The organism is Stenotrophomonas sp. ESTM1D_MKCIP4_1 (genome assembly GCF_003086895.1).
In the GTDB taxonomy this organism is placed as follows: Bacteria; Pseudomonadota; Gammaproteobacteria; order Xanthomonadales; family Xanthomonadaceae; genus Stenotrophomonas.
The window spans coordinates 422,452-448,623 of record NZ_CP026004.1; the positions used below are offsets into that span (position 1 = coordinate 422,452).

Annotated in this window: 22 protein-coding genes; 11 read left to right on the forward strand and 11 right to left on the reverse strand. The window is 66.9% G+C overall.

The window, feature by feature from the left end; all coding sequences use genetic code 11:
- Positions 1-67: 67 nt before the first annotated feature.
- The 4 genes from dnaG to rpsU all read right to left on the reverse strand — a co-directional run bounded on the left by dnaG (position 68) and on the right by rpsU (position 3,680).
- Positions 68-1,810 (reverse strand): DNA primase, encoded by a 1,743-nt coding sequence (gene dnaG, locus C1924_RS01910; protein ID WP_108763826.1) that lies wholly within the window; start codon positions 1,808-1,810, stop codon positions 68-70.
- Between the two features lie 61 nt (positions 1,811-1,871).
- Positions 1,872-2,792 (reverse strand): YihY/virulence factor BrkB family protein, encoded by a 921-nt coding sequence (locus C1924_RS01915; RefSeq protein ID WP_108763827.1) that lies wholly within the window; start codon positions 2,790-2,792, stop codon positions 1,872-1,874.
- 95 nt (positions 2,793-2,887) lie between these two features.
- On the reverse strand, positions 2,888-3,331 hold the full coding sequence (locus tag C1924_RS01920; protein WP_108763828.1) for a GatB/YqeY domain-containing protein: 444 nt from the start codon (positions 3,329-3,331) through the stop codon (positions 2,888-2,890).
- Positions 3,332-3,464: 133 nt separating this feature from the next.
- The gene (gene rpsU / locus C1924_RS01925) at positions 3,465-3,680 is read right to left on the reverse strand and encodes a 30S ribosomal protein S21 (protein ID WP_002808376.1); all 216 of its coding nucleotides are present in this window, start codon (positions 3,678-3,680) and stop codon (positions 3,465-3,467) included.
- A 165-nt stretch (positions 3,681-3,845) separates the two neighbouring features.
- On the opposite strand from rpsU, the gene tsaD reads away from it, so the two are divergent.
- The 6 genes from tsaD to C1924_RS01955 all read left to right on the forward strand — a co-directional run bounded on the left by tsaD (position 3,846) and on the right by C1924_RS01955 (position 10,704).
- The gene (tsaD, locus tag C1924_RS01930) at positions 3,846-4,871 is read left to right on the forward strand and encodes a tRNA (adenosine(37)-N6)-threonylcarbamoyltransferase complex transferase subunit TsaD (RefSeq protein WP_108763829.1); all 1,026 of its coding nucleotides are present in this window, start codon (positions 3,846-3,848) and stop codon (positions 4,869-4,871) included.
- A gap of 167 nt (positions 4,872-5,038) precedes the next feature.
- A complete protein-coding gene (locus tag C1924_RS20690) occupies positions 5,039-5,167 on the forward strand; it encodes a hypothetical protein (protein ID WP_343125673.1) in 129 nt (42 codons plus the stop codon).
- Between the two features lie 794 nt (positions 5,168-5,961).
- A complete protein-coding gene (gene folB, locus C1924_RS01940) occupies positions 5,962-6,315 on the forward strand; it encodes a dihydroneopterin aldolase (RefSeq protein ID WP_108763830.1) in 354 nt (117 codons plus the stop codon).
- An 80-nt stretch (positions 6,316-6,395) separates the two neighbouring features.
- A complete protein-coding gene (locus C1924_RS01945; protein ID WP_108763831.1) occupies positions 6,396-7,667 on the forward strand; it encodes a mechanosensitive ion channel domain-containing protein in 1,272 nt (423 codons plus the stop codon).
- A gap of 138 nt (positions 7,668-7,805) precedes the next feature.
- Positions 7,806-9,980, forward strand: a complete 2,175-nt coding sequence (locus C1924_RS01950; RefSeq protein ID WP_108763832.1) for a glycoside hydrolase family 3 N-terminal domain-containing protein — start codon at positions 7,806-7,808, stop codon at positions 9,978-9,980.
- Positions 9,981-10,134: 154 nt separating this feature from the next.
- Positions 10,135-10,704, forward strand: coding sequence for a hypothetical protein (locus C1924_RS01955; RefSeq protein ID WP_108763833.1), 570 nt, complete (start codon positions 10,135-10,137; stop codon positions 10,702-10,704).
- A 74-nt stretch (positions 10,705-10,778) separates the two neighbouring features.
- Here the strand turns inward: C1924_RS01955 and C1924_RS01960 are convergent, their stop codons facing one another.
- Entirely contained in the window at positions 10,779-11,957 is a 1,179-nt protein-coding gene (locus C1924_RS01960) for a PQQ-dependent sugar dehydrogenase (protein ID WP_108763834.1), read from the reverse strand.
- 166 nt (positions 11,958-12,123) lie between these two features.
- Here C1924_RS01960 and yiaA point away from each other — a divergent pair, with 166 nt between their 5' ends.
- Complete coding sequence (gene yiaA / locus C1924_RS01965) at positions 12,124-12,576, forward strand: inner membrane protein YiaA (RefSeq protein WP_108763835.1); 453 nt, start codon at positions 12,124-12,126, stop codon at positions 12,574-12,576.
- Positions 12,577-12,700: 124 nt separating this feature from the next.
- Here the strand turns inward: yiaA and C1924_RS01970 are convergent, their stop codons facing one another.
- From C1924_RS01970 to C1924_RS01995, 6 genes are all read right to left on the reverse strand, one after another.
- Positions 12,701-13,048, reverse strand: coding sequence for a hypothetical protein (locus C1924_RS01970; RefSeq protein ID WP_079220385.1), 348 nt, complete (start codon positions 13,046-13,048; stop codon positions 12,701-12,703).
- A gap of 75 nt (positions 13,049-13,123) precedes the next feature.
- Positions 13,124-14,422, reverse strand: a complete 1,299-nt coding sequence (locus tag C1924_RS01975) for an amino acid permease (RefSeq protein WP_108763836.1) — start codon at positions 14,420-14,422, stop codon at positions 13,124-13,126.
- Positions 14,419-15,180, reverse strand: a complete 762-nt coding sequence (locus C1924_RS01980) for a L,D-transpeptidase family protein (RefSeq protein ID WP_108763837.1) — start codon at positions 15,178-15,180, stop codon at positions 14,419-14,421. Before C1924_RS01980 ends, C1924_RS01975 begins: the two co-directional genes overlap by 4 nt.
- Positions 15,181-15,195: 15 nt before the next feature.
- Positions 15,196-16,044 carry a MurR/RpiR family transcriptional regulator gene (locus C1924_RS01985; RefSeq protein ID WP_108763838.1) on the reverse strand — a complete coding sequence of 283 codons (849 nt, stop codon included), beginning with the start codon at positions 16,042-16,044 and terminating at the stop codon, positions 15,196-15,198.
- A 523-nt stretch (positions 16,045-16,567) separates the two neighbouring features.
- The gene (locus C1924_RS01990; protein WP_108763839.1) at positions 16,568-17,662 is read right to left on the reverse strand and encodes a dipeptide epimerase; all 1,095 of its coding nucleotides are present in this window, start codon (positions 17,660-17,662) and stop codon (positions 16,568-16,570) included.
- Positions 17,659-19,098 carry an SH3 domain-containing protein gene (locus tag C1924_RS01995; RefSeq protein WP_108766937.1) on the reverse strand — a complete coding sequence of 480 codons (1,440 nt, stop codon included), beginning with the start codon at positions 19,096-19,098 and terminating at the stop codon, positions 17,659-17,661. The genes C1924_RS01990 and C1924_RS01995 overlap by 4 nt, the downstream gene beginning before the upstream one ends.
- 132 nt (positions 19,099-19,230) lie before the next feature.
- Between C1924_RS01995 and C1924_RS02000 the strand changes: the two genes are divergently transcribed.
- From C1924_RS02000 to C1924_RS02015, 4 genes are all read left to right on the forward strand, one after another.
- A complete protein-coding gene (locus C1924_RS02000) occupies positions 19,231-20,697 on the forward strand; it encodes a transglutaminase-like domain-containing protein (RefSeq protein WP_108763840.1) in 1,467 nt (488 codons plus the stop codon).
- 51 nt (positions 20,698-20,748) lie between these two features.
- Positions 20,749-23,772 carry a TonB-dependent receptor gene (locus tag C1924_RS02005; protein ID WP_108763841.1) on the forward strand — a complete coding sequence of 1,008 codons (3,024 nt, stop codon included), beginning with the start codon at positions 20,749-20,751 and terminating at the stop codon, positions 23,770-23,772.
- 197 nt (positions 23,773-23,969) lie between these two features.
- A complete protein-coding gene (locus C1924_RS02010) occupies positions 23,970-25,484 on the forward strand; it encodes a serine hydrolase domain-containing protein (protein WP_254051198.1) in 1,515 nt (504 codons plus the stop codon).
- A complete protein-coding gene (locus C1924_RS02015) occupies positions 25,417-26,130 on the forward strand; it encodes a M15 family metallopeptidase (protein ID WP_108763842.1) in 714 nt (237 codons plus the stop codon). Before C1924_RS02010 ends, C1924_RS02015 begins: the two co-directional genes overlap by 68 nt.
- Positions 26,131-26,172 lie beyond the last annotated feature (42 nt).

The following is a 26,172-nucleotide window of genomic DNA, read 5'->3' on the forward strand; positions in this document are numbered from 1 at the left end:
GGGCAGGCTCCTTGGTGCAGGGGATCAGTGAATGAAGGGGGCCGCGCGTCCATGCCGTCAGTGCACCCTACAACCGCAGGGTGGCGCGGGCCTTCAGCAGTTCGCGCAGTTCGTACTTGTCAGTATCGTCCAGGCCCTGCTGGCGCTGCTTTGCCAACAGCTCGTCCAGACGTTGCACCAGCAGTTGTTTCTCCAGCTGGGCCACCGCGTCATGCAGCTCCTGGGTCCACATCGCCTCGTCGCCGGGCAGGGTCTGCGCGGCCAGCGTATGCAGCGAGGCCTGCTCTTCGCGGCCGTCGAAATGTTCCAGCAGGGCGCCGGTGCTGATGTCCGGGCGCTGTTCGACCAGGCCCAGCAGCTCCAGCAGCAGTTCCACGCCGGGCAGGCGCAGGCCCTGGAAGTGGTGCTTGCCACCCAGGCTCATCGCCAGCGAGGGCTGCTGCAGCAGCACGGCAATAGCGCCGCGCACCAGGCTGCGCTTGGCGATGGGCTGGATCTGCCGGGCCGGTGCGCGCTGCGGCATCGGTGCGCGTGCGGCTGCGGCATTGCCACCACCGAGGCCGGTCAGCTGCGCCAGCTGCTGCTTCATCAGGTCGCCGAAGGCGCCATCGGGAATCTGCGCCAGCATCGGCTTGGCCCGCTCGGCCAGGCGCGCCTTGCCGTCCAGCGTGCCGAGGTTGATCTCGCGGGTCAGTTCATCGAAGAAGAACTGCGACAGCGGCGTGGCCTGCTTCAGGCGGTCGTTGAAGACCTCCGCGCCTTCCTTGCGCACGATGGTGTCCGGGTCTTCGCCATCGGGCAGGAACAGGAAGAAGGCCTGGCGGCCGTCCTTCATGCGCGGCAGCACCGATTCCAGCGCCTTCCAGCCGGCACGGCGGCCGGCGGCGTCGCCGTCGAAGCAGAAGAACACGTCCGGCGCATTGCGGAACAGCAGCTCGGCATGGTCCGGCGTGGTGGCCGTCCCCAGCGTGGCCACCGCTTGGGTGACCCCGAACTGGAACAGCGAGACCACGTCCATGTAGCCCTCGACCACGATGAGGCGCTCGATCTTCTGGTTGGCCTGGCGCACCTGCCACAGGCCGTACAGTTCGCGGCCCTTGTGGAAGAGCGCGGTTTCCGGCGAATTGAGGTACTTGGGGCCGTCGTCCTTCTCGAACACGCGGCCGCCGAAGGCGATGACACGGCCACGACGGTCGAAGATCGGGAACATCACCCGGTCGCGGAACTTGTCGTAGACGTGGCCGCGGTCGTTCTTGGAGAACAGGCCGGCGCGGTCGAGCAGCTTCATGCGCCGCTCGTCCTTGCCCAGCGCATCGCGCAGGCCGCTGTAGCCATCGGGCGCGTAACCGATCTGGAAGCGCGCGCGGTTTTCCTCGTCCACGCCGCGGCCGTCCAGGTAGGTGCGGGCCTTCTCGCTGCCTTCCAGATTCTTCTGGAAGAACTTCGTTGCTGCATCCAGCGCCGAGTACAGCTCGCGGCTGTCGTCCTGCTGCTGGGCGTTGCGCGGGTTCTCGCTGCGCGGCACTTCCATGCCGGCGCGCTTGGCCAGTTCATCCACCGCATCGAGGAATTCGAGGCGGTCGTAGTTCATCAGGAAGCTGATGGCGGTGCCGTGCGCGCCGCAGCCGAAGCAGTGATAGAACTGCTTGGTGGGCGAGACCGTGAACGAGGCCGAGCGCTCGTCATGGAACGGGCAACGCGCGGCATATTCCTTGCCCTGTCGCTTCAGCGGCACGCGGCTGCCCACCACCTCGACGATGTCGGAGCGGGCCAGCAGGTCGTCGATGAAAGCGTCGGGGATACGGGCCATGGGCAACAGGGCAGGGGCGCGGCCAGTGGCCACGCGAGGCGGAACGATCAGTCCGCTTAGTTTACTCCCTGGCGGGGACCGGACCGGCCTCTGCCGGGTCGATGCCTGCTGCGGCCAGATGGGTGCGTGCACGCAGGCGCTCGTCGATCACGGCGGTCATCAGCGCACCGACGAAGAACACCACGGTGGCGTAGTAGATCCACACCAGCGAGATGACCAGCGCGCCCATCGAGCCGTATGCGCTGCCGGGGGCAACGGTGGCGATGTAGACGCCGATGCCATAGCGGCCCAGTGCGAACAGCGCCGAGGTAATGACGCCGCCGATGAAGGCCTGGCGCCACGCCACGCGGCGGTCCGGCAGGTAGTGGTACATGAAAGCGAAGCCGACCGCGTACAGCAGCAGGCTGGTGAGATAGCCGATGGCCGGCAGGATGGACGGCAGCTGGGCGAAGGCCACCTGCAGCATGGTGGTGGCGGTCATCGACAGGATGAGCAGGAAACCCAGTGCCAGCACCACGCCGAAGGAGAACACGCGCTTGCGCAGCCAGGCTTTGATGCCGTCCAGGCGCTCGCCACTGGTGCGGAAGATGAGGTTCAGGGCGTTCTGCAGCTGGGCGAACACTGCGGTGGCACCGATGAACAGCAGCAGGGTGCTCCACAGCCCGGCCAGCGAACCGACGTCGGGCTGGTTGTCGGCATTCTTCAGCACGGTTTCGGCCACCGTGGCCGCACTGCTGCCAGCGGCGGCGCTGATCTGTTCGACCAGGGCCTGCTGTGCGGGGGGATACAGCGAGGCGGTCAGCCACAGCAGCAGCACCAGCAGCGGTGCCATCGAGAGCAGGGCGTAGAAGGAGACCGAGGCGGCCTGGGTAAGCACGTCGATCTCGACGAAGCGCTTGCCGACGGCCATCGGGAAGCTGTCCTGCAGGCGCTGGACGTATTTGCGTAGATTCACGGGGACAGGGGACGCGGGTTCAACCATGGGCCTGTTGTAGCAGCCGAGGGTCGAAGGCGTGGTGAAACGATGGGGTCGGATCCCTTTCGCGTGGCGAAAGGGATCCGACCCCGCGTGCTGGCTTACGACAGCTGCTGCTTGACCAGCTTGGACACCAGGCCCATGTCGGCCTGGCCGGCCAGCTTGGGCTTCAGGGCGCCCATCAGCTTGCCCATGTCGGCCGGGCCGGTGGCGCCGGTCTCGGCGATGGCGGCCTGGATGGCGGCCACGATCTCGGCCTCGCCCATCTTCGCCGGCAGGTAGGCTTCGATCACCACGATCTCGGCGCGCTCGATCTCGGCCAGGTCTTCACGGTTGGCCGCTTCGTACTGGCTGACCGAGTCCTTGCGCTGCTTGACCATCTTGTCCAGCACGGCGATGACGGCGGTGTCATCCAGCTCGACACGCTCGTCCACTTCCTTCTGCTTGATGGCGGCATTGATCAGGCGGATCACGCCCAGCTTGTGCTTCTCGCCCGCCTTCATGGCGGCCTTCATGTCGTCGGTGAGCTGCTGCTTCATGCTCATGAGGAACCTCGGGGTGGTGGTGGGGCAGGGGCGGATGCCCGAACCCGGAAACGCAAAAAGCCGGCGACGCTTGCGCGTGCCGGCTTCGGCTCCACTGCGACAGGCAAGCCCGTCGCAATGAAGATGCGTCCGATCAGTACAGGCGCTGACGCTTGGTGACGTCGCGCGACGAGCGGCGCAGCTGACGCTTCACAGCAGCGGCGGCCTTGCGCTTGCGCTCCTGGGTCGGCTTTTCGTAGAACTCGCGCTTGCGGGTTTCGGCCAGCACACCGGCCTTTTCGCAAGTGCGCTTGAAGCGGCGAAGAGCAAACTCGAAGGGCTCGTTCTCGCGGACTTTGACGCTGGGCATGGAATCTCCGGGACACAGTAGAACCGGGTCACGCCCGGCGAGCCGCACATTATAGCGGCGAATCAACAAACTGCAAGCGTCCAACCCTGAATGCGGGCCGGGGATCGAAAGCAGAGAGATCTGCACGTCCCCCGAGGGGGCGGCAGGGGCGTCATAATAGCAGGCATGCGAGTCCTTGGCATCGAATCTTCCTGTGATGAGACCGGCGTGGCGGTGTATGACACCGACCTGGCCGGCAGCGCGGCCCTGCGCGCCCATGCGGTCTACAGCCAGATCGCCCTGCACGCCGAGTACGGCGGTGTAGTGCCTGAGCTGGCCAGCCGCGACCACGTCCGCAAGCTGCTGCCGCTGGTGCGCCAGACCCTGGCCGAGGCGGGCCTGGGCGTCGGTGACATCGACGGGGTGGCCTATACGGCCGGCCCCGGCCTGGTCGGCGCCCTGCTGGTGGGCGCGGGCGTGGCCCGGTCGCTGGCCTGGGCGCTGGAGGTGCCGGCGGTGGGTGTACACCATATGGAAGGCCACCTGCTGGCGCCGTTGATGGAAGACGACCCGCCGGAGGCCCCGTTCGTGGCCCTGCTGGTGTCCGGCGGCCATACCCAGCTGGTGGCGGTGGACGCCATCGGCCAGTACCGCCTGCTGGGCGAGACCCTGGATGATGCGGCCGGCGAGGCCTTCGACAAGACCGCCAAGCTGATGGGCCTGCCGTACCCGGGTGGCCCGCAGCTGGCCAAGCTGGCCGAACAGGGCACGCCGGGCGCCTACCGCTTCGCGCGGCCGATGACCGACCGGCCGGGGCTGGATTTCAGCTTCTCCGGCCTGAAGACCCAGGTCCTGATGGCCTGGCGCGACAGCGACCAGAGCGAGCAGACCCGCGCCGACATCGCCCGCGGCTTTGAAGATGCGGTGGTGGAAACCTTGTCCATCAAGTGTGAGCGCGCGCTGGAAGCGGCGGGCACCAATGTGATCGTGGTGGCGGGAGGCGTGGGTGCGAACACGCGCCTGCGCGCCCGTCTGCAGCAGATGGCCGAACGCCTGGGCGGCCGGGCCTGCTTCCCGCGTCCGTCGCTGTGTACCGACAACGGCGCGATGATCGCCTTTGCCGGCGCGCTGCGCCTCCAGGCCGGCCAGCACAATCCGCCGAAGGTGGAAGTGACCCCGCGCTGGGACATGGCGACGTTGCCGGCGGTCTGAACGCCTGGTTGTAGAGCCGAGCCATGCTCGGCTGCTCTCCGCGTTTTGGTAGAGCCGGGCCATGCCCGACGGACGAGTTACGGACGCCCTGCCAATGGCGACGCCGCCAGTACGGTCGTCGCCCGCTCATGGCGCTGCAGCCACCCCAGGGTGTGCGGGCAGCGCGCATGGATCAGCCGCCCGATCGCGGCCAGATCGGCACCAAGATCGCGTTCCAGGAGGGGTTCGTGGTGCGCAATGCGGTTGCGCAGGTGGCGGATACGGTCGAGGTCGGCATTGGATGGTGGTACGGATGATGCCGACCGTGTTCTTTGGAGCGTTGGGCAGAGCTATCTTCAGCCCCCTCGCCCAGATGGGCCCCTCAAAGCGCCGTGTAAACAATTGCTGCCAGAACGCAAACCTGAGACTGGCGATGATCTCCGGAGTGTTCATGGGCTGGCTTGATCGATCAAGTAGATCCTGCAGCCCCGACAGCGCGCCATCGGCAGGCATCCGCTGCAGCAGTGCTGGGTGCCAAGGCCAGCGGGGACCGTAGGCATGTGCCAAGGCAGCGGCGACCGCGTTTCGGATCACGATCTCGCAGACGTGTAGCGGCGAAAGCAGCGCGCCGCACATCTGCATGTTCCAGACGTAGAGCGCAGCGGCATCCAGAGAATGCCGGTGTGCAATACGTTTGTAGGTCGCCCAGCGGAGCCGGGAGAGTGCTGCCTGCAGAATCCGTTGCTCTTTCATTTGAGGAAGAACCGCATGGTGGATCAACAGCTTGCGCCGCGCGCTGAGCCGGTGATATCAGGTAAATCCATACGGTGGGACAGCGCAATTCTCACGGGCATTCGGAGTTCTCCTGATCTGTCGCGAATGCCTCTGGACTACGCGAAGTCGGTTCTTCATCATTTGCAACGTGTGCTTCGGGACTCGCGGCTGGTTTCCAGCTCCCCCCGAGGACGTTGAGAGGTACCAAAGGGCCCCGCTAGCAGGGCCCTTTGTTTTTCCGCCCCACCCGCGCGCCGCGCCCATGCCATTGCCCGTTCCGGGCAGGCTCACTGCCGTGCCGTTACCATGGTCGCCTGATTTCAGGCTGGTAACCGCAATGGACAAGGTTTTCATCGAAGGGCTGACGATCGACGCCCTGATCGGCATCTACGACTGGGAACGGCGGATCCGGCAGGACCTGGTGTTCGACCTGGAAATGGGCTTCGACAACCGTCGCCCTGCAGCATCCGACGACATTTCCCACACCCTGAACTACAAGGCGGTGAGCAAGCGCCTGGAACAGTTCGTGCGCGAATCGGAGTTCGGTCTGGTCGAGACCCTGGCCGAGCGCTGCGCGCAGATCGTGCTGGACGAGTTCGACGTGAAGTGGCTGCGCCTGAAGCTGAGCAAGCCCGGCGCCGTGCGCGGCGCGCGCGCAGTGGGCGTGATCATCGAACGCTCGCGCGACTGACACCCCGGCCGTCGGCCGGCAAACACGGTAGTGCCGGCCGCTGGCCGGCAACCCAACACGACTGAAGAAGGAGCGAAAGGATGGTGGATGCGGTGGTGGCGGTACAGTGGCTGGAACAGCTGCAGATGACACTGGAACCCTATCCCGGCGCCTACCTGGCGTTGATGATCGCGGCGCTGCTGATCGCCGCCGGCCTGGCCAACTGGGTCACCAAGCGCATCCTGGTGCGCGGCCTGCGGCGCCTGCTGCAGCGCCTGCCGGGCGCCGAATCCGGGCGCGGCAGCCACCTGATGCGGGTGATCGCCCGCCTGTCCAACGTGGTACCCAGCCAGGTGATCGCCTCGGGCATCACCTTGATTCCCGACCTGCCGCCCAGCCTGGTCCACGTCATCACCAGGCTGTGCATCGTGTGGGCGGTGCTGACCGTGTCGCTGGCGTTCTCGCATGCGCTGGACGCGGCCAACAGCCTGTACGAGCGCAAGCCCGATGCGCGCAACAAGCCGATCAAGGGCTACCTGCAGGTGGTCAAGATCGTGGTGTTCGTGGCCGCCGGCCTGTCCATCGTCGCCACCTTGCTGGGAGTGAAGATCGGCCCGCTGGTGACCGGCCTCGGCGCGGCCACGGCGGTGCTGATGCTGATCTTCCAGGACACCATCCTGTCGCTGGTGGCCAGCGTGCAGATCAGCGGCGATGGCCGCGTGCGCATCGGCGACTGGATCGAAATGCCCAGCCAGAACGCCGATGGCGATGTCATCGATATCGCTCTGCACACCGTCACCGTGCAGAACTTCGACAAGACCATCACCACCATTCCCACCAAGAAGCTGGTGACCGAGTCGTTCAAGAACTGGCGGGGCATGCAGGAGGCCGGTGGCCGCCGCATCAAGCGCGCGCTGTACCTGGACCAGCACAGCGTGGGCTTCCTGGACGCCGACGCCTTGCAGCGCCTGGGCCAGTTCGCCGTGCTGGGTGACTACCTGCGCGAGAAGACGCAGGAACTGGACCAGTGGAACGGCCGCCTGCGCGAGCAGGGCGTGTCTGACGTGAACAGCCGCCGGGTGACCAACCTGGGCACCTTCCGGGCCTATGTGGAGCGCTACCTCCGCAACCATCCGGGCATCCATACCGACATGACCCTGCTGGTACGGCAGATGCAGCCCACCACCGAGGGCCTGCCGCTGGAGATCTACTGCTTCACCCGCAGCACGGCCTGGGCGGTCTATGAAGGGGTGCAGTCGGACATCTTCGACCATCTGCTGGCGATCCTGCCGGTCTTTGGCCTGCGGGTATTCCAGGCGTCCAGCGACGCGATGTTGATGGCGGGGCAGCGCTCGCTGGCCAGCTCGGAGTAAGCTCCATCCTCGCGTCCGCCCCCGTATGGACCGCCCGGACTGTGGGCGGGCGCACGAAACTGAATGACGAAACCTCTCGCCAAATGGCTCGGGAACGCTAGAATGCCGGGCTTGTAAACGTTTTCATAAGGACCGCTGGTGGCCTCCGATCGCATCGAATCCCTCATTGCCCAGATGACCGTCGAGGAAAAGGTCGGCCAGCTGGGTGTCTTCGCGGACATGGTCCGCCCGTTCGCGCCGGACGTGAATCCGGAAGCCAACGTGCGCAACGCCGACCAGGTGCTGCAGCAGGTGCGCGAGGGCAAGGTCGGCTCGCTGTTCAACGGTGTGGGCGCAGAGCTGGGCCGTCGCATCCAGCAGGTCGCCACCGAAGAGAGCCGCTTGGGCATCCCGGTGATCCTGGCGGCCGACGTCATCCACGGCATGCGCACCGTGTTCCCGATTCCGTTGGGCGAGGCGGCCAGCTTCGAGCCTGACCTGGCCGAGCGCACCGCGCGTGCCACCGCCGTCGAGGCGACGGCTGCCGGCCTGCACTGGACCTACGCGCCGGCCGTGGACATCGCCCGCGACCAGCGCTGGGGCCGTGGCGCCGAAGGTGCCGGTGAGGACGTGGTGCTGGGCTGTGCCTTCGCCGCCGCCCGCGTGCGGGGTTTCCAGGGCGGCGACCTGCGCGCGGCCGACTCGCTGCTGGCCACGCCCAAGCACTTCGCCGCCTATGGCGCGGTGATGGCCGGCATGGAATACAACATGGTGGACATCTCGCCGCAGACCCTGCGCGACGTGCACCTGCCGCCGTTCAAGGCCGCCTTCGACGCGGGCGCGATCACCGTGATGTCCTCCTTCAACGACATCAACGGCGTGCCGGCCAGTGCCAACGCCGAGCTGCTGACCGACATCCTGCGCGGCGAATGGAAGTTCCCGGGCGTGGTCATTTCCGATTACACCGCCGACATGGAACTGGTCGCCCACGGCTATGCCGCCGACGATCGTGATGCCACCGCCAAGGCGTTCACCGCCGGCCTGGACCTGAGCATGCAGAGCGGCTTCTACGCCGAGCACCTGCCGGGCCTGGTGGAGAGCGGCGAGGTGCCGATGGCGGTGCTGGATGAAGGCGTGCGCCGCATCCTGTGGCTGAAGGAAACCATCGGCCTGTTCGATGACCCCTACCGTTCGCTGGACCCGGCGCGTGAAGCGGATACCTCGCATATCGCCGCCCATGACGAACTCTCGCGCGACGCTGCGCGCCGTTCCATCGTGCTGCTGAACAACCGCGACAACGTGCTGCCGCTGCAGAAGACCGGGCAGAAGATCGCCCTGATCGGCCCGTTCGTGCAGGACCGCGAGAACATCGAAGGCTGCTGGACCCTGTTCGGCGACAAGCAGCGTTATGTGGACCTGGAAACCGGCGTGCGCGCGGCCATCGGCGATGAAGCGCTGCTGGAGATCGTGCCCGGCTGCGAGCTGGAAACCGCCATTGCCGGCGGTACCGAAGCGGCCGTGGCGGCAGCGTTGCGCGCCGACGTGGTGGTGCTGGCGCTGGGCGAGCCGCAGCGTTACAGCGGCGAAGCACAGTCGCGCGTGGAGATCACCCTGCCGCCGGCACAGCAGGCGCTGGCCGAGGCCGTGGCGATGACCGGCAAGCCGCTGGTGGTGCTGCTGCGCAATGGCCGCGCGCTGGCCCTGCAGGGGGCCGTGCGCAACGCACATGCCGTGGCGGTCACCTGGTACCTGGGGACGCAGACCGGCCATGCCGTGGCCGATGTGCTGTTTGGCGACTACAGCCCGTCCGGCCGCCTGCCGGTCAGCTTCCCGCAGGTGTCCGGCCAGCAGCCGTACTTCTACAACCACCCGCGCACCGGCCGCCCGGAACTGCCGACCATGTCGGAGTTCAAGGCACGCTGGCGCGAGATTCCGAATGAGCCGCTGTACCCGTTCGGCCACGGCATCGGCTACGCCACCTTCGCCTACGGTGTGCCGCAGTTGAGCACGGCCCAGTTGGGCTGGGACGACACCCTCACCCTCACCACCACGCTGACCAACACCAGCGCCGTGGCTGGTGAGGAAGTGGTGCAGCTGTACATCCACGATCGTGTGGCCAGCCGCGTGCGGCCGGTGCGCGAGCTGAAGGACTTCCGCAAGGTTGCCCTGCAGCCGGGCGAATCGACCGAAGTGAGCTTCACCCTGCGCCGCGAACAGCTGGCCTTCACTGGCCGCGACGGCGTGCTGCGTGCCGAGCCGGGCCAGTTCGACGTGTGGGTGTGTGCTTCGTCGGCGGCCGGTGAAGCGGCGCAGTTCGAGCTGCTGAAGGCCTGACCGCACTGGCCGGAACCAACGGTGGAGCATCCACGCATGGCGTGGATCAACTGGCAGTGAGGCGCCGGCCCATGCCCGGCGTCCTCACCCATGGCAAACACGCCGGGCATGGCCCGGCGCTACCATCGAGGCATTCATTCGATGGAGTCCGCGCATGCGCACGATTGCTTTCCTGATTCCGGCCCTGCTGCTGGCGGCCTGTTCGCAGCCGGCACCGCCGGCCGAACCTGCAGCGGATGCGCCGCCGCCGATGACCGGCGCCACGCCGGCCGAAGCCGCAGCAAGCACCACACCTTACCCCACCGCAGCACCGCAGGCGGCTGCCGAACACGCCAGCGAGACCCCTGCACCCGCCGTCGCCGATGAAGGCGATGCGCGTGCACGCATCGACAGCGTGCTGGGCGATGCCGCGCAGTACGAAAACGTGTTCAACGCCTTCAAGACGGCGGTGGTCGGCGGTGACCGCGCTGCCGTGGTGGAGGAAGTGCGCTTCCCGCTGAACGTTGCCGGGGGAAAGAAGATCACCGGGCCGGGCGAGTTCCAGCGCAACTACGAGAAGATCATCACCCCGGCCGTGGTCAAGGCGATGTCCGAACAGGAATTCGACAAGGTGTTCGTCAACCAGCAGGGTGTGATGATCGGCGATGGCCAGGTGTGGCTGACCGGCGAATGCCTGGACAAGGCCTGCGCCCGCACCGAAGTGAAGGTCGGCACCATCCAGTAAACGCGAACGGCCCCGCGTGATGCGGGGCCGTTGGGCAGGGACGATGCCGACCAGCGGCCGGCGCTACCACGACATCAGGCTTTCGGCGTCAGCTTCAGCAGGCGGGCCTTGCTGCCGTCTTCCAGCAGCCACAGTGCGCCGTCGGGGCCCTGTTCCACTTCGCGGATGCGCTCGCCCATGTTGAAGCGCTCGGCTTCGCGGGCGTTCTCGCCGTCGAAGGCCACCCGCACCAGCGAGGTGGATGACAGGCCGCCGATGAAGGCGCTGCCCTTCCACTGCGGGAACAGGGCGCCGCTGTAGAACATCAGGCCGGCCGGCGAGATCACCGGGTTCCAGGTCACCTTCGGTGCGGCGAATTCCGGACGGGTGTCATGGTCGGGAATGGGGCGGCCGTCGTAATGATCGCCGTTGGAAACGATCGGGTAGCCGTAGTTGGCGCCGCGCTGGATCAGGTTCAGCTCGTCGCCACCGGCCGGGCCCATTTCCTGCGCCCACAGCTTGCCGTTGGCATCAAAGGCGATGCCCAGCACGTTGCGGTGGCCCAGCGACCAGACCTGCGCCGCGACACCGCCCTGCGAGGCGAACGGATTGTCCGCCGGCACGCTGCCATCGTCATTGAGACGGATGATCTTGCCGAGGTTGCCGCTCATGTCCTGGGCCGGGTCGAATTTCTGCCGTTCGCTGGAGCTGATCCACAGCTTGCCATCGGGGCCGAACGCCAGACGGTGGCCGTAATGGCCCTGGCCGCTGACCTTGGGCGTCTGCCGCCAGATCACCTTCAGGTCGTTCAGCGCACCGCTGCCGTCGGCGTTCAGGGCGAGCGTCGCGCGCGCCACGGCGGCACCGCGGGTGTCGAGCGTGCCTTCTTCGGCGTAGCTGACATAGACCACGTTGTTGCGGGCGAAGTCGGGGTGCAGGATGACGTCACCGAAGCCGCCCTGGCCGCCATAGGCAACCTTCGGCACGCCGGTGATCTCGTGCTTCTGGCCGCTGGCCAGGTCCAGGTGCTGCAGCTTGCCGCGCTTTTCGGTGACCAGCAGGCTGCCGTCGGGCAGGAAGGTCATCGCCCACGGCTGGTCGAAGCGGCTGACCTCGGTGGCGGTGAACGGGCGCTGGTCAGCGCTGGCGGCCGCAGGCGCGGCCTGCGCAGCCGCTGTCGTATCCGGCCCGGCGGCGCTGCAGGCGGTGGCGGCGAGGATGGGCAGCAGACCCATGGCGAGCAGCAGGGGCGTACGGTGTGCAAGGCGGGTCATGGGTATCTCCAGGGTGGGGATGCGGATGGCCAAACCCCGTTGTACACCACGGCGGTTGCACGGGGCGTGGTCCAAAGGTCCTGCCACCCCCTGTGCGGCGCGTGGCCGATGGTCTAGGGTGTGACCACCCCGGGCAATGCGTGCCCGTTGCCTGCAAGGATCTGCAATGCAACCGACCCACATTTCCAAGCCCTCGCCCGCGTTCATCGCCGCCTCCTGGGTGGCTCTGCTGCTGGGCGCGGTGGCCTACCTGATCGGCCTGTTCAATGCCGAAATGGCCCTGAACGAGAAGGGCTACTACCTGACGCTGCTGCTGTTTGGCCTGTTCGCGGCCGTATCGCTGCAGAAAAGCGTACGTGACCGCGTGGAAGACATCCCGGTCAGCGGGCTCTACTACGCGCTGTGCTGGTTCGCCCTGCTGTCCGCGCTGCTGTTGCTGCTGGTCGGGCTGTGGAACGCAACGCTGGCGCTGAGCGAAAAAGGCTTCTATGGCATGGCCTTCGCGCTGTCGCTGTTTGGTGCGGTGGCGGTACAGAAGAACACCCGCGACCTGATCGCCGCCAACGGCGGGCAGCCTGCGCGCAAGCCGGCGATGCCGCCGCTGCCGGAACAGGACTGACAGCGGCTTTGCCCCGTGTAGATCCACGCCATGCGTGGATGCTGCCACGATCCGTCGAGCAAGCTCGACGCTACGACCGCCTGAGCAGCCGAGCGTGGGCTCGGCTCTACAGCGGCGGGACGGTTCAGCCCAGGCGACCCAGGCGCGGGTCCACCGTGTTCGCTTCATCCCATCCACGGCGCACCGCCGCGCGGGCCTGTTCCCACTCCAGCCGGCTGCGGCCACGATCGCTGGCCCAGCGCGATTCCAGTTCACGCTCCACTTCCTCGTAGGCGCGGATCACCTGGTCGGCGCGGGTTTCGTGGAAGCGTGCCGCGTGCCCGACCTGGTAGGCGGGTTCGTAGTCATCAAACAACAGGCTGGCGTCGTAGTACGGTTCGGCGCTGTAGCGGTCACGCCAGTAGTCCGAAATCGTCTCGCGCGGGGTGCTGTCATCCGGCACGCGGCCGGGAATCTGGTAATCAGGGCTCATCGATCAGGCTCCGTGGTGGACGAAGCCTGATCGTGCCCGTGCAGCGGTTAACCGCCCGGGCCGGTTGCGTGAAGATCAGGTCGCGTCGCCCTTGCGCGGAAGCTTGTAGATCACCGCACCGATGGCCAAGGCGACCAGTGCGGCGGCGATGTTCTGCCAGCTGGCACTGGCAAACAGCGCCACGCACAGCAGCAGCGCCAGCACCGGAATGAGCGGGCCGCCGGGCAGCTTCAATGCGCCCGGGCGGTCAGCGAAGCGCTTGGCCAGCACCAGTACCGCCGCCGCCGTGCCGATGTAAGCGAACAGGCGCGTGGTCATCGACAGCAGGGCCAACTGCACGAACGAACCGGACAACGCCAGCCCCAGCGCGATCAACCCCTGGCAGAGGATCGCGGCGGCCGGGGTGCGAAAGCGCGGGTGCACCTGGGCCAGCACCTTCGGCCCGTAGCCATCACGCGCCAGGGCGAACAGGAAGCGAGGGCCCATCATCATCGTGTTGCTGTTGGTGCCGAGGATGGAGATGGTCGCGCCCACGGTGAGGATCAGGGCCAGCGCTTCGCCACCGAACCCGGCGGCGGCGTCGGCCAGCGGCGTGGCCGAGCTTGCCAGCCCGGCCAGCGTGCCCTGCGCCACCAGCTGCACCGCGCCGTAGATGACGGTGACGGTGATGATCATGGTGATCAGCGCGAACGGAATGTCACGGCGCGGGTTGCGGTACTCGCCAGCGGCGGCCGGGATGTTCTCGAAACCGGCGTAGGCGTACAGCAGCAGCAGCGCGGCTTCGCCCATGCGCTGCAGGTCGTGCGGGTCCGGGCGTTGGCCGGAGAAGGCCAGCTGCGGGTCGATGTAGAACGCGCCGATGGCCACGAACAGCAGCAGCGGCAGCATCTTGCCGATGACCAGCACGATGCCGGTGCGCGCCGCAGAGCGCACACCGATCATGTTGACCCCGGTCAGGAAGCCCAGCGACACCACGATCACCGCGATGCGGCCCATGCCGGCGCCGGCCCAGGGCCAGAAGCGCGCGACGGCATCGGCCAGCGCATTGCTGAGCGCGGCGGCCGAGCTGATGCGGGTCAGCCAGATCATCCAGCCGATCTCGAAACCGGCGAAGCGGCCGAAGGCCTCACGCGCGTAAAGATAGCTGCCGCCAGGTTCATCGAAGTAGCTGGCGGCCTGCGCGTAACACAGCACCAGCAGGGCCACGACGATGCCGGCGGCGACCACGCCCCACAGGCTGAAGGGGCCGAGCAGGGCGACGGTGGCGGCGGGCAACAGGTAGATGCCGCTGCCGATCACGTCATTGATCGAGAGGCCGACGATCTGCCAGCGGCTGACCGCGCGCTGCAGCTGCGGCTCGTCCTGTGCGCTCACGGGGCGTCCCCGCTCAGTGCGGGCAGCTGCCACTGCGCCTGCAGGCGCGCGTATTCGGCGCGCGGCAGCAGTACGAAGCGCGGCGTGTCCTGCGGGCGCAGCCAGTCGAGCAGCGCCTGCATGCGTGCAAGCGGCATCGCCGTGCAGCCGGCCGTAGCCTCACCCGGCTGGCGCCACAGGTGGGCGAAGATGCAGCTGCCCTTGCCGGGCTGGTTCTGTGGGTTGTGCGCGATCACGAAGCCTTCCTGGTAACGCACGTCGCCTGCGTTGTGCAGGTCCAGCCGCATCGGCTCGGTGGAACCCTGCACGGCATCGCGGCCTACCCTGGCCGCATCGGCGATACGGTTGTAGTACGGCGACGCGGGCACGTCCATGCAGTAACTGCTGTCGAGCATGGGCTGGTAGGCCATCGCGGTACCGGGGCGCGTGCCGGCATAGCCGAACGCACTGCCCAGGGCGAACACACCGGCCGGACTGCGGCCATCGCCTTCGTGCTTCTGCGGGCCATCGCCCTGCGCCGGGTGCAGGCCCAGCCCCCAGGCACTGCCGCTGCGGCCAAGCGCCACCGGGAACGGCGTGCCCTGTGCGCGCCAGCCCTTGCCATCGCGCACGAAGGCCTGCAGCTGGCCCTGCGGGCTGTCCCAGCCTGCGCTGGTAACCACGATCAATTGCCGCGCGCCATCCAGCGGCGCCGCATGCAGGGACAGCGATGCGGCAAGCAGCAGCGCGGCGGTGACAAGGCGGGACAGCGGCTTCATCAGCAGGCGCTCCGGTCAGGAATCGAGCAGGTGGTCAATGCGTTCCAGGTTCACCGCAAGCTGCCGCTGGCGATCCGGGTTGGCGTGGCAGAGCAGCACGAACAGGAAGTCGAGCAGGGAATGCATGGCACTACGGTACAGCAGCTGCGCCACCTGTGGCGTGCGGTCGTAAGCGCATACCGCCAGCGATGCATCGGCATGCGCGCGCAGCGGGTTGGCGGTGTGGCGGGTGATCGACACCACCTTGCCGCCCATGTTCTGGAACTGCCGCGACAGCTGCGAGAGCTGCGGCAGATTGCCGAATTCGGAGAACACCAGCAGTGCATCGCGCGGGCGCGCGGCTGAGAGGTTGGCCAGCAGCAGCACGGGGTCGGTGTGCGGTACCACCAGCAGGCCGAGCAGGGACAGCCGCATGGCGAACTCGCGTGCGAACAGGCCGTCATCGCCCAGGCCATACACGAACAGCTTCGGTGCGCGGTCCAGCAGCTGCACGATCCGTTCGATGGTTTCGCGCGGGTTGGCCTGGCGGGTTTCTTCCTCGGCCTGGGCCTTGCTGCGGCGCAGGGCCTCGCCCAGGCGCAGGTAGTGATCGCCGTTGTCCGGTTCGGTGGGCGCCTGCTGCGGGTCGGCACCGGCACGCGCCACATCCTGGCCGATGGAGTACTTCAGGTCCGGGTAGCCCTTGAAGCCCAGCTTCTGGCTGAACTTCACCACGCTGGATTGGCTGATGCCCAACGCGCTGGCCAGCTGCTGCGAAGAGTAATCGCGCAGCAGGTGGGCGTTGTCGAGGATGAAATCGGCGATGCGACGTTCGATGGCCGACATCTGCCCGCGCTCGGTTCGGATTTTCAGCAGGGGCGGCATGCGGGGCGTCCGAGGGTCTGCAAAGGCGTTGCGGTTGGCCGCGTAAAGCGAATTATGGGGTGGGTCGGGCGGGTGGGGATTGCGGGGGACGCCGCAAGTACGTCCGTGTAGGCTTGGCCGCGCTTGCTCGTTTGCGCTGTCCTGCGCAAACGGCAAGACCGGGGTTGGGCGTCCTGCCCAACCCGCCCGAGGCATGCCTCGGGCCCATGCGGCGGACACCCCCGCAAGCCCCACCCGCCCGACCCCGGACAGATCGCGCGCGTGCCAGCCGCGAAGGGGTTACGGGGTGGGGCAGAAGCAAGAGCAGGTGCATCCACGCATGGCGTGGATCTACTGGGGATGGCGGGTGCTGTTGACGTAGAGTCCGACTTGTAGCGGGCCGAGGAGTGCAGGGTACCGGCGTGCGCAGCACGTCGGCTTGCGGATGGCGGAGCGTTTCTTCTGGTTACTTTTCTTTGCGCGCAAAGAAAAGTAACGCGCGACCCAGGATCAGTTGAGGACCAAGCCAGCCGCAAGGCGCAAATCAACCCAGCATCTCCAGCCCGCGCACTTCGGTGATGCCCAGCCCCGGTACGTCGCTGATGCTGATCTCCGATTCGTTGAAATGCACGCCGCCGCTGACCGGATCGAACTGGCCCAGCGAGGGGCCGTCCAGATCGACCTTGGTGATCACATCACTCTTGGCCACGGCAAGGTGCACCGCGGCGGCCACGCTGATGCTCGATTCGATCATGCAGCCGATCATGCACGGCACGCCATAGATGCCGGCGATGTCGGCGATGCGGATGGCATTGGACAGGCCGCCGGTCTTCATCAGCTTGATGTTGATGATGTCGGCCGCGCGCTGCTGGATCAGGTCCATCACCTGGCTGGGACTGAACACGCTTTCGTCGGCCATCACCGGCGTGTTGACCCGGTCGGTGACGTACTTCAGGCCGGTGATATCGGCCGCCTTCACCGGCTGCTCCAGCAGTTCCAGCACCACGCCGGCATCTTCCAGTGTGCGCATGGCATGCACCGCCTGCTTGGCGGTCCAGCCCTGGTTGGCGTCCAGGCGCAGCAGGGCACGGCCCTGCACGGCGGCGTGGATCGCCTTCACCCGTTCGATGTCCAGGCCGATGTCCTTGCCCACCTTGATCTTCAGCGACTCGAAGCCACGCTCGATGGCCGACAGTGAATCGGCCACCATCTTGTCGATGTAGTCCACGCTGATGGTGATGTCGGTGGTGATGACCGGATCGCCACCGCCCAGCATCTGGTACAGCGGCGCGCCGTGCAGCTGCGCCCACAGGTCGTACAGCGCGATCTCCACCGCCGCCTTGGCACTGGTGTTGCGCTCCATAGCGGTCTGCACCAGCGTGCACAGGTGGTTGAGATTGACCACCTCCTGGCCGATCAGGCGCGGGGCGATGAAGTGGCGCACCGCTTCGATGATCGAGCCGTGCGTATCGCCGGTGATGACCGCCGTGGCCGGCGCTTCACCGTAGCCGGTATTGCCGGTGTCGGTGCGGATCAGCACAACCACGTCCTCCACGGTTTCCACCGTGCGCAGGGCGGTCTTGAACGGCGTCTTCAGCGGCACGCGCAGCATGCCCAGTTCGATGGCAGTGATCTTCATTCGGCAGTCTTGGCCCGCAGGCGCTGGATGTTGGTGATGCGGTCGATGTAGCGGACAGTATCGCTGGCCATCATCGGCTCCAGCGGGGTGACCGAGACACCATTGAGGTGGGCCTGCACGCGCGTACCGTCGGCGCCGAACCAGCTGCCACCCGCCGTATCGTGGATGACCCAGGTGCGGCCGTCGACGTGGCCGATGGCCATCATCACGTGGCCGGGAATGTAGACGAGGTCGCCCACCTGCAGCGCGGTCACGGCACGGTCGCGCGCGGCCTTGCCCGCCTTGTCGGTGAACGGCAACCGGTCCAGCGCCGGGCTGACCGCCTGCGCACTGGTATTGCGCGGCAGCAGTACGCCGAAGCTGCGGTAGATCTCGGAGACGAAACCGCTGCAGTCGCGGGTGTCGTAGTCGTGGCCCCAGCCGTAGCGCTCGCCGAGGAACTTGAAAGCCTGCTGCAGCAGCAGGCGCGGGGTCAACGGCAGGTAGTCGCCTGCGGTGTCCTGCGAACGCGGCAGCAGCGCCGGCACCAGCTTCAACCGGCCATCGGCCTCGCGCACCGGCAGCTGCACCACCCAGGCGGCATGGCCCTGCTGGCCATTGACCGGCGTGGCAGCGGGCCAGTCGGCCAGCACCGGCAGGCGCACCCCCATGTCCAGCTGCAGGCGCGACACGCGGGGTTCTTCCGGGGTGAACGCGGTATGCGCCACCGCGCCGGTCACGACGCGGTAGGGGCCCTGCGCGCCATAACCGAGCACCGTGGCCTTGTCACCGGTCGCCACGGACCCGGCCTCGATCCACGCGCTGTAGCGCTCGCTGTGCACGAACAGCCAACGGCCGTCCGCGCTGCGATGGACCACGGCCACCTTGTCACCGGGGAACAGCGCCGATTCCTGGAAGCGGTCGATATCGGTATCGCCGGTGCTGCTGAAAACGCGATGGCGGGTGGGGAAGGTGCGCAGTGCCGCACGCTTGACCACCAGGCCATACTGCGGCGCCACCTGTGCGGCCACCGCCTGCATGCCCAGGTTGGCCTCGATCGAAGCACGCAGCGCCGCCGCGATGGGCTGGCCCTGGTCGTCGTACAGGACCCGTGCCGGCCAGGTCGACAGCGCGCTGATGCTGGCGCGCACCTGCGTAGCGGTCAGCTGCGCGGGAAGGGCGGCGATGTCCTGGATATGCGCGTCCTGTGCACGCATGCGCGCGTTCTGCGCGTTGATCTGCGTGCGGTCGAGGATCGGGGTATCGGCGTTGTCCAGCCGCGCGGCCCAGTACTGCGGGGTCAGGTAGGCCTCGTGCAGGCCGATCACATAGGGCAGGGGGGCACCCGGATCGGGCGCTGGTGCCACCTGTGCGAAGGCCGGCGCCGCCAGCAGGCACAGCGCCAGGGTCAACCGGCGCGGCCAGTGCCGGCGCGGTTCGCGGGAAGCCTGGATCATGCGCTGCACACCCTCCTCGAATGCCTCTGGGAATACTTATTCCTTTCGGCTGCGAAAGCAAGAATAAATTATTGACCGTCTTCACGGCCCGTGTTACACAGCCATTACCACCCGCGCTGGGGAAGTGTCGCTGTGGATCCCGTCGTTCGCAAACCGCGTCTGCCTGCCGCTGCCGGCCTGTGTGCCGTGCTGCTGCTGTGGGCGTCGGCGGCGGCGGCGCAGGACGTGCGGGGGCAGGGTGCCGGCGAGACACGATTGATCGATCTGGTCGACAGTGGCCACTTCGCGGAGGCGGACGACCTGCTGAAGCGCGGCGACCTGCCCGTCACCGCGGACTACCAGCGCGAACGCATGCGCCGCATCCGCCTGGATTTCAATCTGGACGAGACCGCAGCGAAAACCGCCGTCCGCCGCTGGATCCCCGATCTGACCGATGCAGAGTTTGCACGCTGGGACCAGCTCGGCCTGATCGAGCACCTCGATATCGACGGCACGCGCTGGTACTTCAAGCGTGCGCCGTCCAACCTGTTCCTGCTCAGCGAAGAAGCGCGCGCCCGCCGTCGCGCCGATGCACCGATGCCTGCGCCGGGCCCGAACGAAGTGCTGAACGCGCACCATGCGCGCGTGGTCGCTGCTGCCGAAGCAGAGGGCCACACCTCGGTGCTGCCGCAGCGCTTTGCCTTCACCCAGTCGCTCACGGTGAAAGCCGACGCGGTACCTGCCGGCGAAACCCTCCGCGTGTGGATTCCGTACCCACGCGAGATTCCCGGCCAGCAGGAGCGCGTGCAGTGGTTGGGCAGCGCGCCGGGCCCCGCGCGGGTCGCCCCGGCCAGCACCCTGCAGCGCACCGCCTATATGGAAGCCACGGCCGTGGCCGGGCAGCCCACCCGCTTCGAGATCCGCTACGCCGCCACGATCTTCGCGCGGCATACGCCGATCGATCCGGCCAAGGTGCAACCGACACCGACCGACCCGGCGCTGCAGCCGTTCCTCGCCGAGCAGCTGCCGCATGTGCGCTTCACGCCGGCGCTGAAGCTGTTTTCCGACCAGGTGCTGCAGGGCGAGACGCGCCCGCATGAAGTGCTGCGCCGGCTGTACGCCGCGGTCGATAGCATTCCATGGGCGGGCGCCCGCGAATACTCCACCCTCAGCAACATCAGCGATTACGCGCTGCGCGCCGGCCACGCCGACTGCGGGCAGCAGACCCTGCTGCTGATCGCCCTGCTGCGCATGAACGGCATTCCCGCGCGCTGGCAGTCGGGCATGGTGTTTTCCGACGATGGCAGCGGCTACAACAACCTGCACGATTGGGGTGCGGTCTATCTGGCGCCGTATGGCTGGCTGCCGATGGATGTGACCACTGGCGCGCTGGCCAGCGATGCCCCCGCGCTGCGCGACTTCTACCTGGGTGGCCTCGATGGCTACCGCATCGCCTTCAACGATGATTTCGGCCAGCCCTTCGTGCCAGCCAAACAGCATTACCGCTCGGAAACGGTCGACTCGCAGCGCGGCGAGGCCGAGTGGGCGGGCGGCAACCTGTACTTCGACCAATGGAACTACGACTTCCAGTGGCAGGTACTGCCGGCCGGGCAACGCTAGCGCGATCCATCCATATCCACACCATTCAATTCTTGCAGGAGAGAGCAGGGGATGAAGGCATACAGCATCAAGCGGGCGGCGTTGTGCGTCGCCCTCGGGGCGTGTCTGGGCGTGATGCTGCCCAGCACCGCGATGGGCCAGAACGTGAGCGGCGCGGTGGCCGGCCGGGCAACTGCCGGTGACCAGGTCACCGTGGTCAGCAGCAGCACCGGGCTGACCCGTACCGTCACCGTTGCCGCCGATGGCAGCTACCGCCTCGGCCAGCTGCCGGTGGGTGACTACCAGCTGCAGCTCAGCCGCGAGGGGCAGAAACTGGGTGAACAGGTCGCCGTCAGTGTGGCGGTGGGCGGCACCACCACGGTCAACCTGGCCAGCGCCGGCGGCGTGACCAACCTGGATGCGCTGCAGGTGACCGGCACCCGCGTCATCAATCGCGTGGATGTCTATTCCACCGAGACGTCGTTCAACATCAACCGGCAGGAAATCTCGCGGTTGCCGGTGGCGCAGGATCTTTCCGCCGTGGCGCTGATGGCGCCGGGCGTGGTGGGTGGCAATTCGTCCTTCGGCGGCCTGTCCTTCGCCGGTTCGTCGGTGGCCGAGAACGCGGTGTTCATCAATGGCCTCAACGTCACGGACATGTACACCCGGCGCGGCTTCAGCACCGCACCGTTCGCCTTCTTCAACGAATTCCAGGTCAAGACCGGTGGCTATTCGGTGGAATTCGGCCGCTCCACTGGCGGCGTCATCAACGCGGTGACCCGCTCGGGCAGCAATGAATTCCAGGGCGGCGTTGAAGTGACCGCCGAACCCAGCGCCTGGCGCGCCAGCGGGCGTGACCACTTCCATCGCGATGGCACCGCGCACTCCTACGGCAGCCGCGACAACAACTCCTTCCTCAAGACCAACGTCTGGGGCTCCGGCCCGATCATCAAGGACAAACTGTTCCTGTTTGCCATGTACGAGGACCGCAGCGACAAGGGCCACAACACCTCGTCCGACGGCAGTACCTGGTTCAAGAATGATTCCGGCAACGGCTTCTGGGGCACCAAGCTGGATTGGAACATCAACGACAACCACAGCCTGGCCCTGCTGGCATTCTCCGATGAGGGCGATGTCACCAATGCGTCCTACGGGTATGACTGGGACGAAGACCAGATCGGCGCCTGGGGCGGCGACTCGGTCACCGAGACCGGCGGCAGGAACTGGTCGGCCACGTACACCGGCCACTTCGGCCAGAACTTCACCGCCCGTGCCATGGTCGGCCAGAACAACCAGCGTGCGTTCACCAATTCCTCGCTCGACCAGGCCTGCAGCCCGGTGTTCACCGACAGCACCTACGGCACCCGCCTGTACAAGCTGCAGGGCCTGCGTGCCGGCTGCCACCCCACCGGCACCGCCGTGGCCGAGCGTGACGACACCCGCGATGTGGCGCGCCTGGATTTCGAGTGGCAGCTGGGTGACCACCTGCTGCGCTTCGGCCTGGACCGCGAACTGATGACCACCGACCAGTCGACCCGCTACCCCGGGCCGACCGCGCTGAGCTACACCGCCTACGTGGCGCGGCCCGGCGATGAAGTGTGGGACGGCGCCAATGCCTACGTGCCGGCTGGCGTCACCGAGATGCTGCGCGCACGCAACCGCCAGTCCGGCGGCACGTTCGAGACCGAGGCCAACGCCTTCTATCTGGAAGACATCTGGAACATCACCCCCAACCTGATGCTCAACCTCGGCATCCGCTGGGACCGCTTCGAGAACCGCACCGCGCAGGGCGACGCCTTCATCAAGATGGACGATCTGTTCGCCCCGCGCGTCGGCTTCTCGTGGGACATGCGCGGCGATGGCAGCACCAAGCTGTTCGGCAATGCCGGCCGCTACTACCTGCCGGTCACCAACAACATCAACGTCAACTTTGCCGGTGGCCTCACCGACGAATACAGCTACTACGTGCTGGAAGGCTGGGAGCAGAAGGCCTCGCCGACCGGTGCGGCCTACATGGCACCGATCATCGGTGCTCAGATCGGGCCGACCGACGCCCGCATGAATACCGGTGGCGCCGACCTGCGCCAGAGCGTGGACCGCGATCTCAAGGCGGTCTACCAGGACGAATACATCCTCGGCTTCCAGAGCATGATCAATGCCGCCTGGTCGTGGGGTGTCAATGCCACCTACCGGCGCATGACCCGCGCGCTGGATGACATCCGCATCAACTACACCCCGTGTGGCCCGACGCCGAGCACGCTGTGGCCGATCGGCAACCCGGGCGAGTCGCTGACCATCTGGGGCGATTCCAGCATCGGCTGCGCGCAGGAAGGCTGGATCACCATCGATACCGCCAACAGCGGCTACCGCAAGGGGGGCAGTGGCGAGGTGATCGGCTATTCCAAGCCCAAGCGCACCTACAAGGGCCTGGAACTGCAGGTCGACCGCGCGTGGGACGAGAAGTGGCTGTTCAACGCCTCCTACCTGTGGTCCCGGAGTGATGGCAACTTCGAGGGCCCGGTGAATTCCGATACCAACTACGGTGACACCGGCATGGTGCAGTACTGGGATCATCCGGCCACCAACGAACGCTACGGCGTGCTGTTCAATGACTTCCGCCACCAGTTCAAGCTGCGCGCGGCCTATGCGCTGAACAAGCAGTGGTCGTTCGGCACCACCCTGCAGGTACAGTCCGGCGGCCCGATCACCGCCTATGGCGTGATGTGGCCCAACGACACCATTGCCGGCGGCAGCACCTCCAGCGAAGGCAGTGGCGGTGGCACCGGCTGGCTGTGCGTGGCCAACTGCTCCGGGCCGTACGATCAGCGCCAGTTCGAGTACAGCCCGCGCGGTGCGTTTGGTCGCCTGCCGTGGACCTGGACGATGGGCGCCAACGTGACCTGGCGCCTGCCGGTGGACGGCATTGATCTGAGTGCGCGGCTGTCGGTGTACAACCTGACCAACAACCAGAAGACCATCAACGTGCACCAGCGCTATGAAGCACAGCCGGGCCAGTACCGCGAAGCTACCTTCGCCACCGGTACGCGCTGGCAGGCACCGCGTTACACGCAGCTGGTCGTGACGTGGAACTTCTGACCGGCAGCCCGGTAGAGTCGAGCTTGCTCGACTGCCTTTCGCGGGGCGCCCGTCGCCCCGTAGAGCCGAGCTTGCTCGACTGCATTTCGCGGGTTGTTGAACCTCGCTCAGTCGAGCAAGCTCGACTCTACGGGCATGGCGCCGTCCGGCGTTGCCGACATTACGTGTGCATCGCGGCATTGCTGGTCCTCCCCTCCGTGGCTGCGGCATCAGACGCCACCGCCGCCATCGATGCCGATGTCGCCGCCGTGATCCAGCACGAGCACCTGCCCGGGCTGGCCATGGCCGTGGTCGAACACGGGAAGGTGGTCTACCAGCACGCCGGCGGCACACGCGGTGATGGCGGCCGCATCGACGAGGACACGCTGTTCAAGATCGCTTCCAACAGCAAGGCCATGACCGCCGCACTGCTGTCACGTCTGGTGGAGCAGGGCCGGCTGCGTTGGGATGACCCGGTGCGGAAGCACCTGCCCGGCTTCACCATGTACGACCCGTGGGTGGGCGAGCACATGCAGGTGCGTGATCTGCTCATCCACAACAGCGGCCTCGGCCTGGGGGCCGGCGATCTGATGCTGTGGCCCGAGCCCAACGCCTTCACCCGCGCCGACATCATTGCCGGGCTGGCCCACCTGAAGCCGGTCACCAGCTTCCGCAGCGGCTATGCCTACGACAACCTGATGTACGTAGTGGCCGGCGAAGTCGCGGCCGCAGCCGGTGGCAAGCCCTACGACCAGTTGATGCGCGAACAGGTGTTCGTGCCGCTGGGCATGAATCGCTGCCAGGTGGGCGCGTGGTCGGTGAAGCGCGTGGGCAACGTGGCCCAGCCGCATGCCTGGCGCGAGGGTCGCAACGTGGTGGTCAACGCCGATGGTGCGACCAGCCCCGATCTGACCTCGATGGCTGCGGGCGGCATCCGCTGTTCGCTGCGCGACATGACCCGCTGGATGCAGGTGCTCCTGGATCCAGCGTTGGTGCCGGGCTGGCTGGGCAGCGACCAGCGACACACGTTGTGGACCCTGCACATGCCGATGCCGCTGGGTGGGCGCCAGCAGCGCTGGGACAACGCGCATTTCTACGGCTATGGCCTCGGCTGGCGTGTGTCGGACATGGATGGGCAATGGAAAGTGGCACACACCGGCACGCTGTCGGGCATGTACTCCTCGCTGGCCCTGCTGCCCGACCGCAAGGTGGGCGTGGTGATGCTGATGAACGGCGAGGGCGAGGATGCACGCACGGTGCTGATGCAATCGACGTTGAAGCGCATCACTGCCGCGGCCGAGGGCCAGACCGCCGTCGGCTATCTGCAGGCACTGGCCGAAGAGCGACGCCGCACCGATGTGATCGGGCATGTTGACGAGTATCTGGATCCGATCGAGCCCGCAGGTGCCAGCGCACTGAAGCCGCAACAGGGGCGCTACCGCGATCCCTGGCTGGGAGAGGCCACGCTGTGCCCGGTTGCAGGTACGCTGCGGTTCGAGGTGCTCCGCTCGCCGAAACTGGCAGCGACGGTGATGCAGCAGGGGCAGCGTTGGCGTCTGCACTGGGATACGCTGGAAACATCCGCGCAGGCATGGCTGCAGCCCAGTGATGGCGCACCGCCCACGCTGCAGCTGCGCGCCATCGATCCGGACATCGACTTCAGCTATGACTTCCAGGACCTGCAGTTCACTCGTACTGGCGATTGCCCTGGCGGGCAGCGCGCAGTCCGCTGAACCCCCGCGCATCTCGCCGGCCACCGATGCGGCCAGTGCCGGCCTGGTGGAGATCCGCACGCTGGCCCCGCACATCGAACTGGACATCCGCTACGCCGGCCGCAACAACTTCACCGGCGCCCGTGTGCCGGGGTACGACGCGCCGTCGTGCTATCTGCTGGCGCCGGCCGCGACCGCGCTGGCCCAGGTGGAACACGACCTGCGCGCTGCCGGATATGCACTGCGGATCTTCGATTGCTACCGGCCGGTGCGTTCGGTGCAGGCGTTCATGGCCTGGGTGCAGGATCCGCACGAGCAGTCGCGCAAGGCGCTGCAGTATCCGCATCTGCACAAGCCGCAACTGCTGGCTGATGGCTATATCGCCGAACGCTCGGGCCACAGCCGTGGCGCGACGGTGGACCTGGGGCTGCTGGACTGCCGCGCAGGCGCGTGCGTGGTGCTGGACATGGGCACCGATTTCGATTTCTTCGGCGTGCGTGCGCATACCGACGCGGCGGGGCTGACCGCGGAACAGCGCGGAAACCGGCAGCGGTTGCTGCAGGCGATGGCACGGCGCGGCTTTGCCAACTACCCACAGGAGTGGTGGCATTACACCCTGCAGCCCGAACCGGATGCGGGCACCGCCTACGATTTCCCCGTGAGGTGATGCTTTCTGCAGGGCTTGCAGCCCTGCACCTGCTCAATGCAA

What these genes read in the sequence shown, in the direction of transcription:
- C1924_RS01945 (WP_108763831.1), top strand. Translation starts at nt 6,396, where the DNA reads ATGGTGGATGCGGTGGTGGCGGTACAGTGGCTGGAACAGCTGCAGATG.
- C1924_RS01915 (WP_108763827.1), bottom strand. Translation starts at nt 2,792, where the DNA reads ATGGTTGAACCCGCGTCCCCTGTCCCCGTGAATCTACGCAAATACGTC.
- C1924_RS01995 (WP_108766937.1), bottom strand. Translation starts at nt 19,098, where the DNA reads ATGATCCAGGCTTCCCGCGAACCGCGCCGGCACTGGCCGCGCCGGTTG.
- C1924_RS01990 (WP_108763839.1), bottom strand. Translation starts at nt 17,662, where the DNA reads ATGAAGATCACTGCCATCGAACTGGGCATGCTGCGCGTGCCGCTGAAG.
- C1924_RS02015 (WP_108763842.1), top strand. Translation starts at nt 25,417, where the DNA reads ATGACTTCCAGGACCTGCAGTTCACTCGTACTGGCGATTGCCCTGGCG.
- C1924_RS01920 (WP_108763828.1), bottom strand. Translation starts at nt 3,331, where the DNA reads ATGAGCATGAAGCAGCAGCTCACCGACGACATGAAGGCCGCCATGAAG.
- C1924_RS01985 (WP_108763838.1), bottom strand. Translation starts at nt 16,044, where the DNA reads ATGCCGCCCCTGCTGAAAATCCGAACCGAGCGCGGGCAGATGTCGGCC.
- C1924_RS01970 (WP_079220385.1), bottom strand. Translation starts at nt 13,048, where the DNA reads ATGAGCCCTGATTACCAGATTCCCGGCCGCGTGCCGGATGACAGCACC.
- folB (WP_108763830.1), top strand. Translation starts at nt 5,962, where the DNA reads ATGGACAAGGTTTTCATCGAAGGGCTGACGATCGACGCCCTGATCGGC.
- C1924_RS01955 (WP_108763833.1), top strand. Translation starts at nt 10,135, where the DNA reads ATGCGCACGATTGCTTTCCTGATTCCGGCCCTGCTGCTGGCGGCCTGT.
- C1924_RS01980 (WP_108763837.1), bottom strand. Translation starts at nt 15,180, where the DNA reads ATGAAGCCGCTGTCCCGCCTTGTCACCGCCGCGCTGCTGCTTGCCGCA.
- rpsU (WP_002808376.1), bottom strand. Translation starts at nt 3,680, where the DNA reads ATGCCCAGCGTCAAAGTCCGCGAGAACGAGCCCTTCGAGTTTGCTCTT.
- dnaG (WP_108763826.1), bottom strand. Translation starts at nt 1,810, where the DNA reads ATGGCCCGTATCCCCGACGCTTTCATCGACGACCTGCTGGCCCGCTCC.
- yiaA (WP_108763835.1), top strand. Translation starts at nt 12,124, where the DNA reads ATGCAACCGACCCACATTTCCAAGCCCTCGCCCGCGTTCATCGCCGCC.
- C1924_RS02005 (WP_108763841.1), top strand. Translation starts at nt 20,749, where the DNA reads ATGAAGGCATACAGCATCAAGCGGGCGGCGTTGTGCGTCGCCCTCGGG.
- tsaD (WP_108763829.1), top strand. Translation starts at nt 3,846, where the DNA reads ATGCGAGTCCTTGGCATCGAATCTTCCTGTGATGAGACCGGCGTGGCG.
- C1924_RS01960 (WP_108763834.1), bottom strand. Translation starts at nt 11,957, where the DNA reads ATGACCCGCCTTGCACACCGTACGCCCCTGCTGCTCGCCATGGGTCTG.
- C1924_RS20690 (WP_343125673.1), top strand. Translation starts at nt 5,039, where the DNA reads ATGGATCAGCCGCCCGATCGCGGCCAGATCGGCACCAAGATCGCGTTC.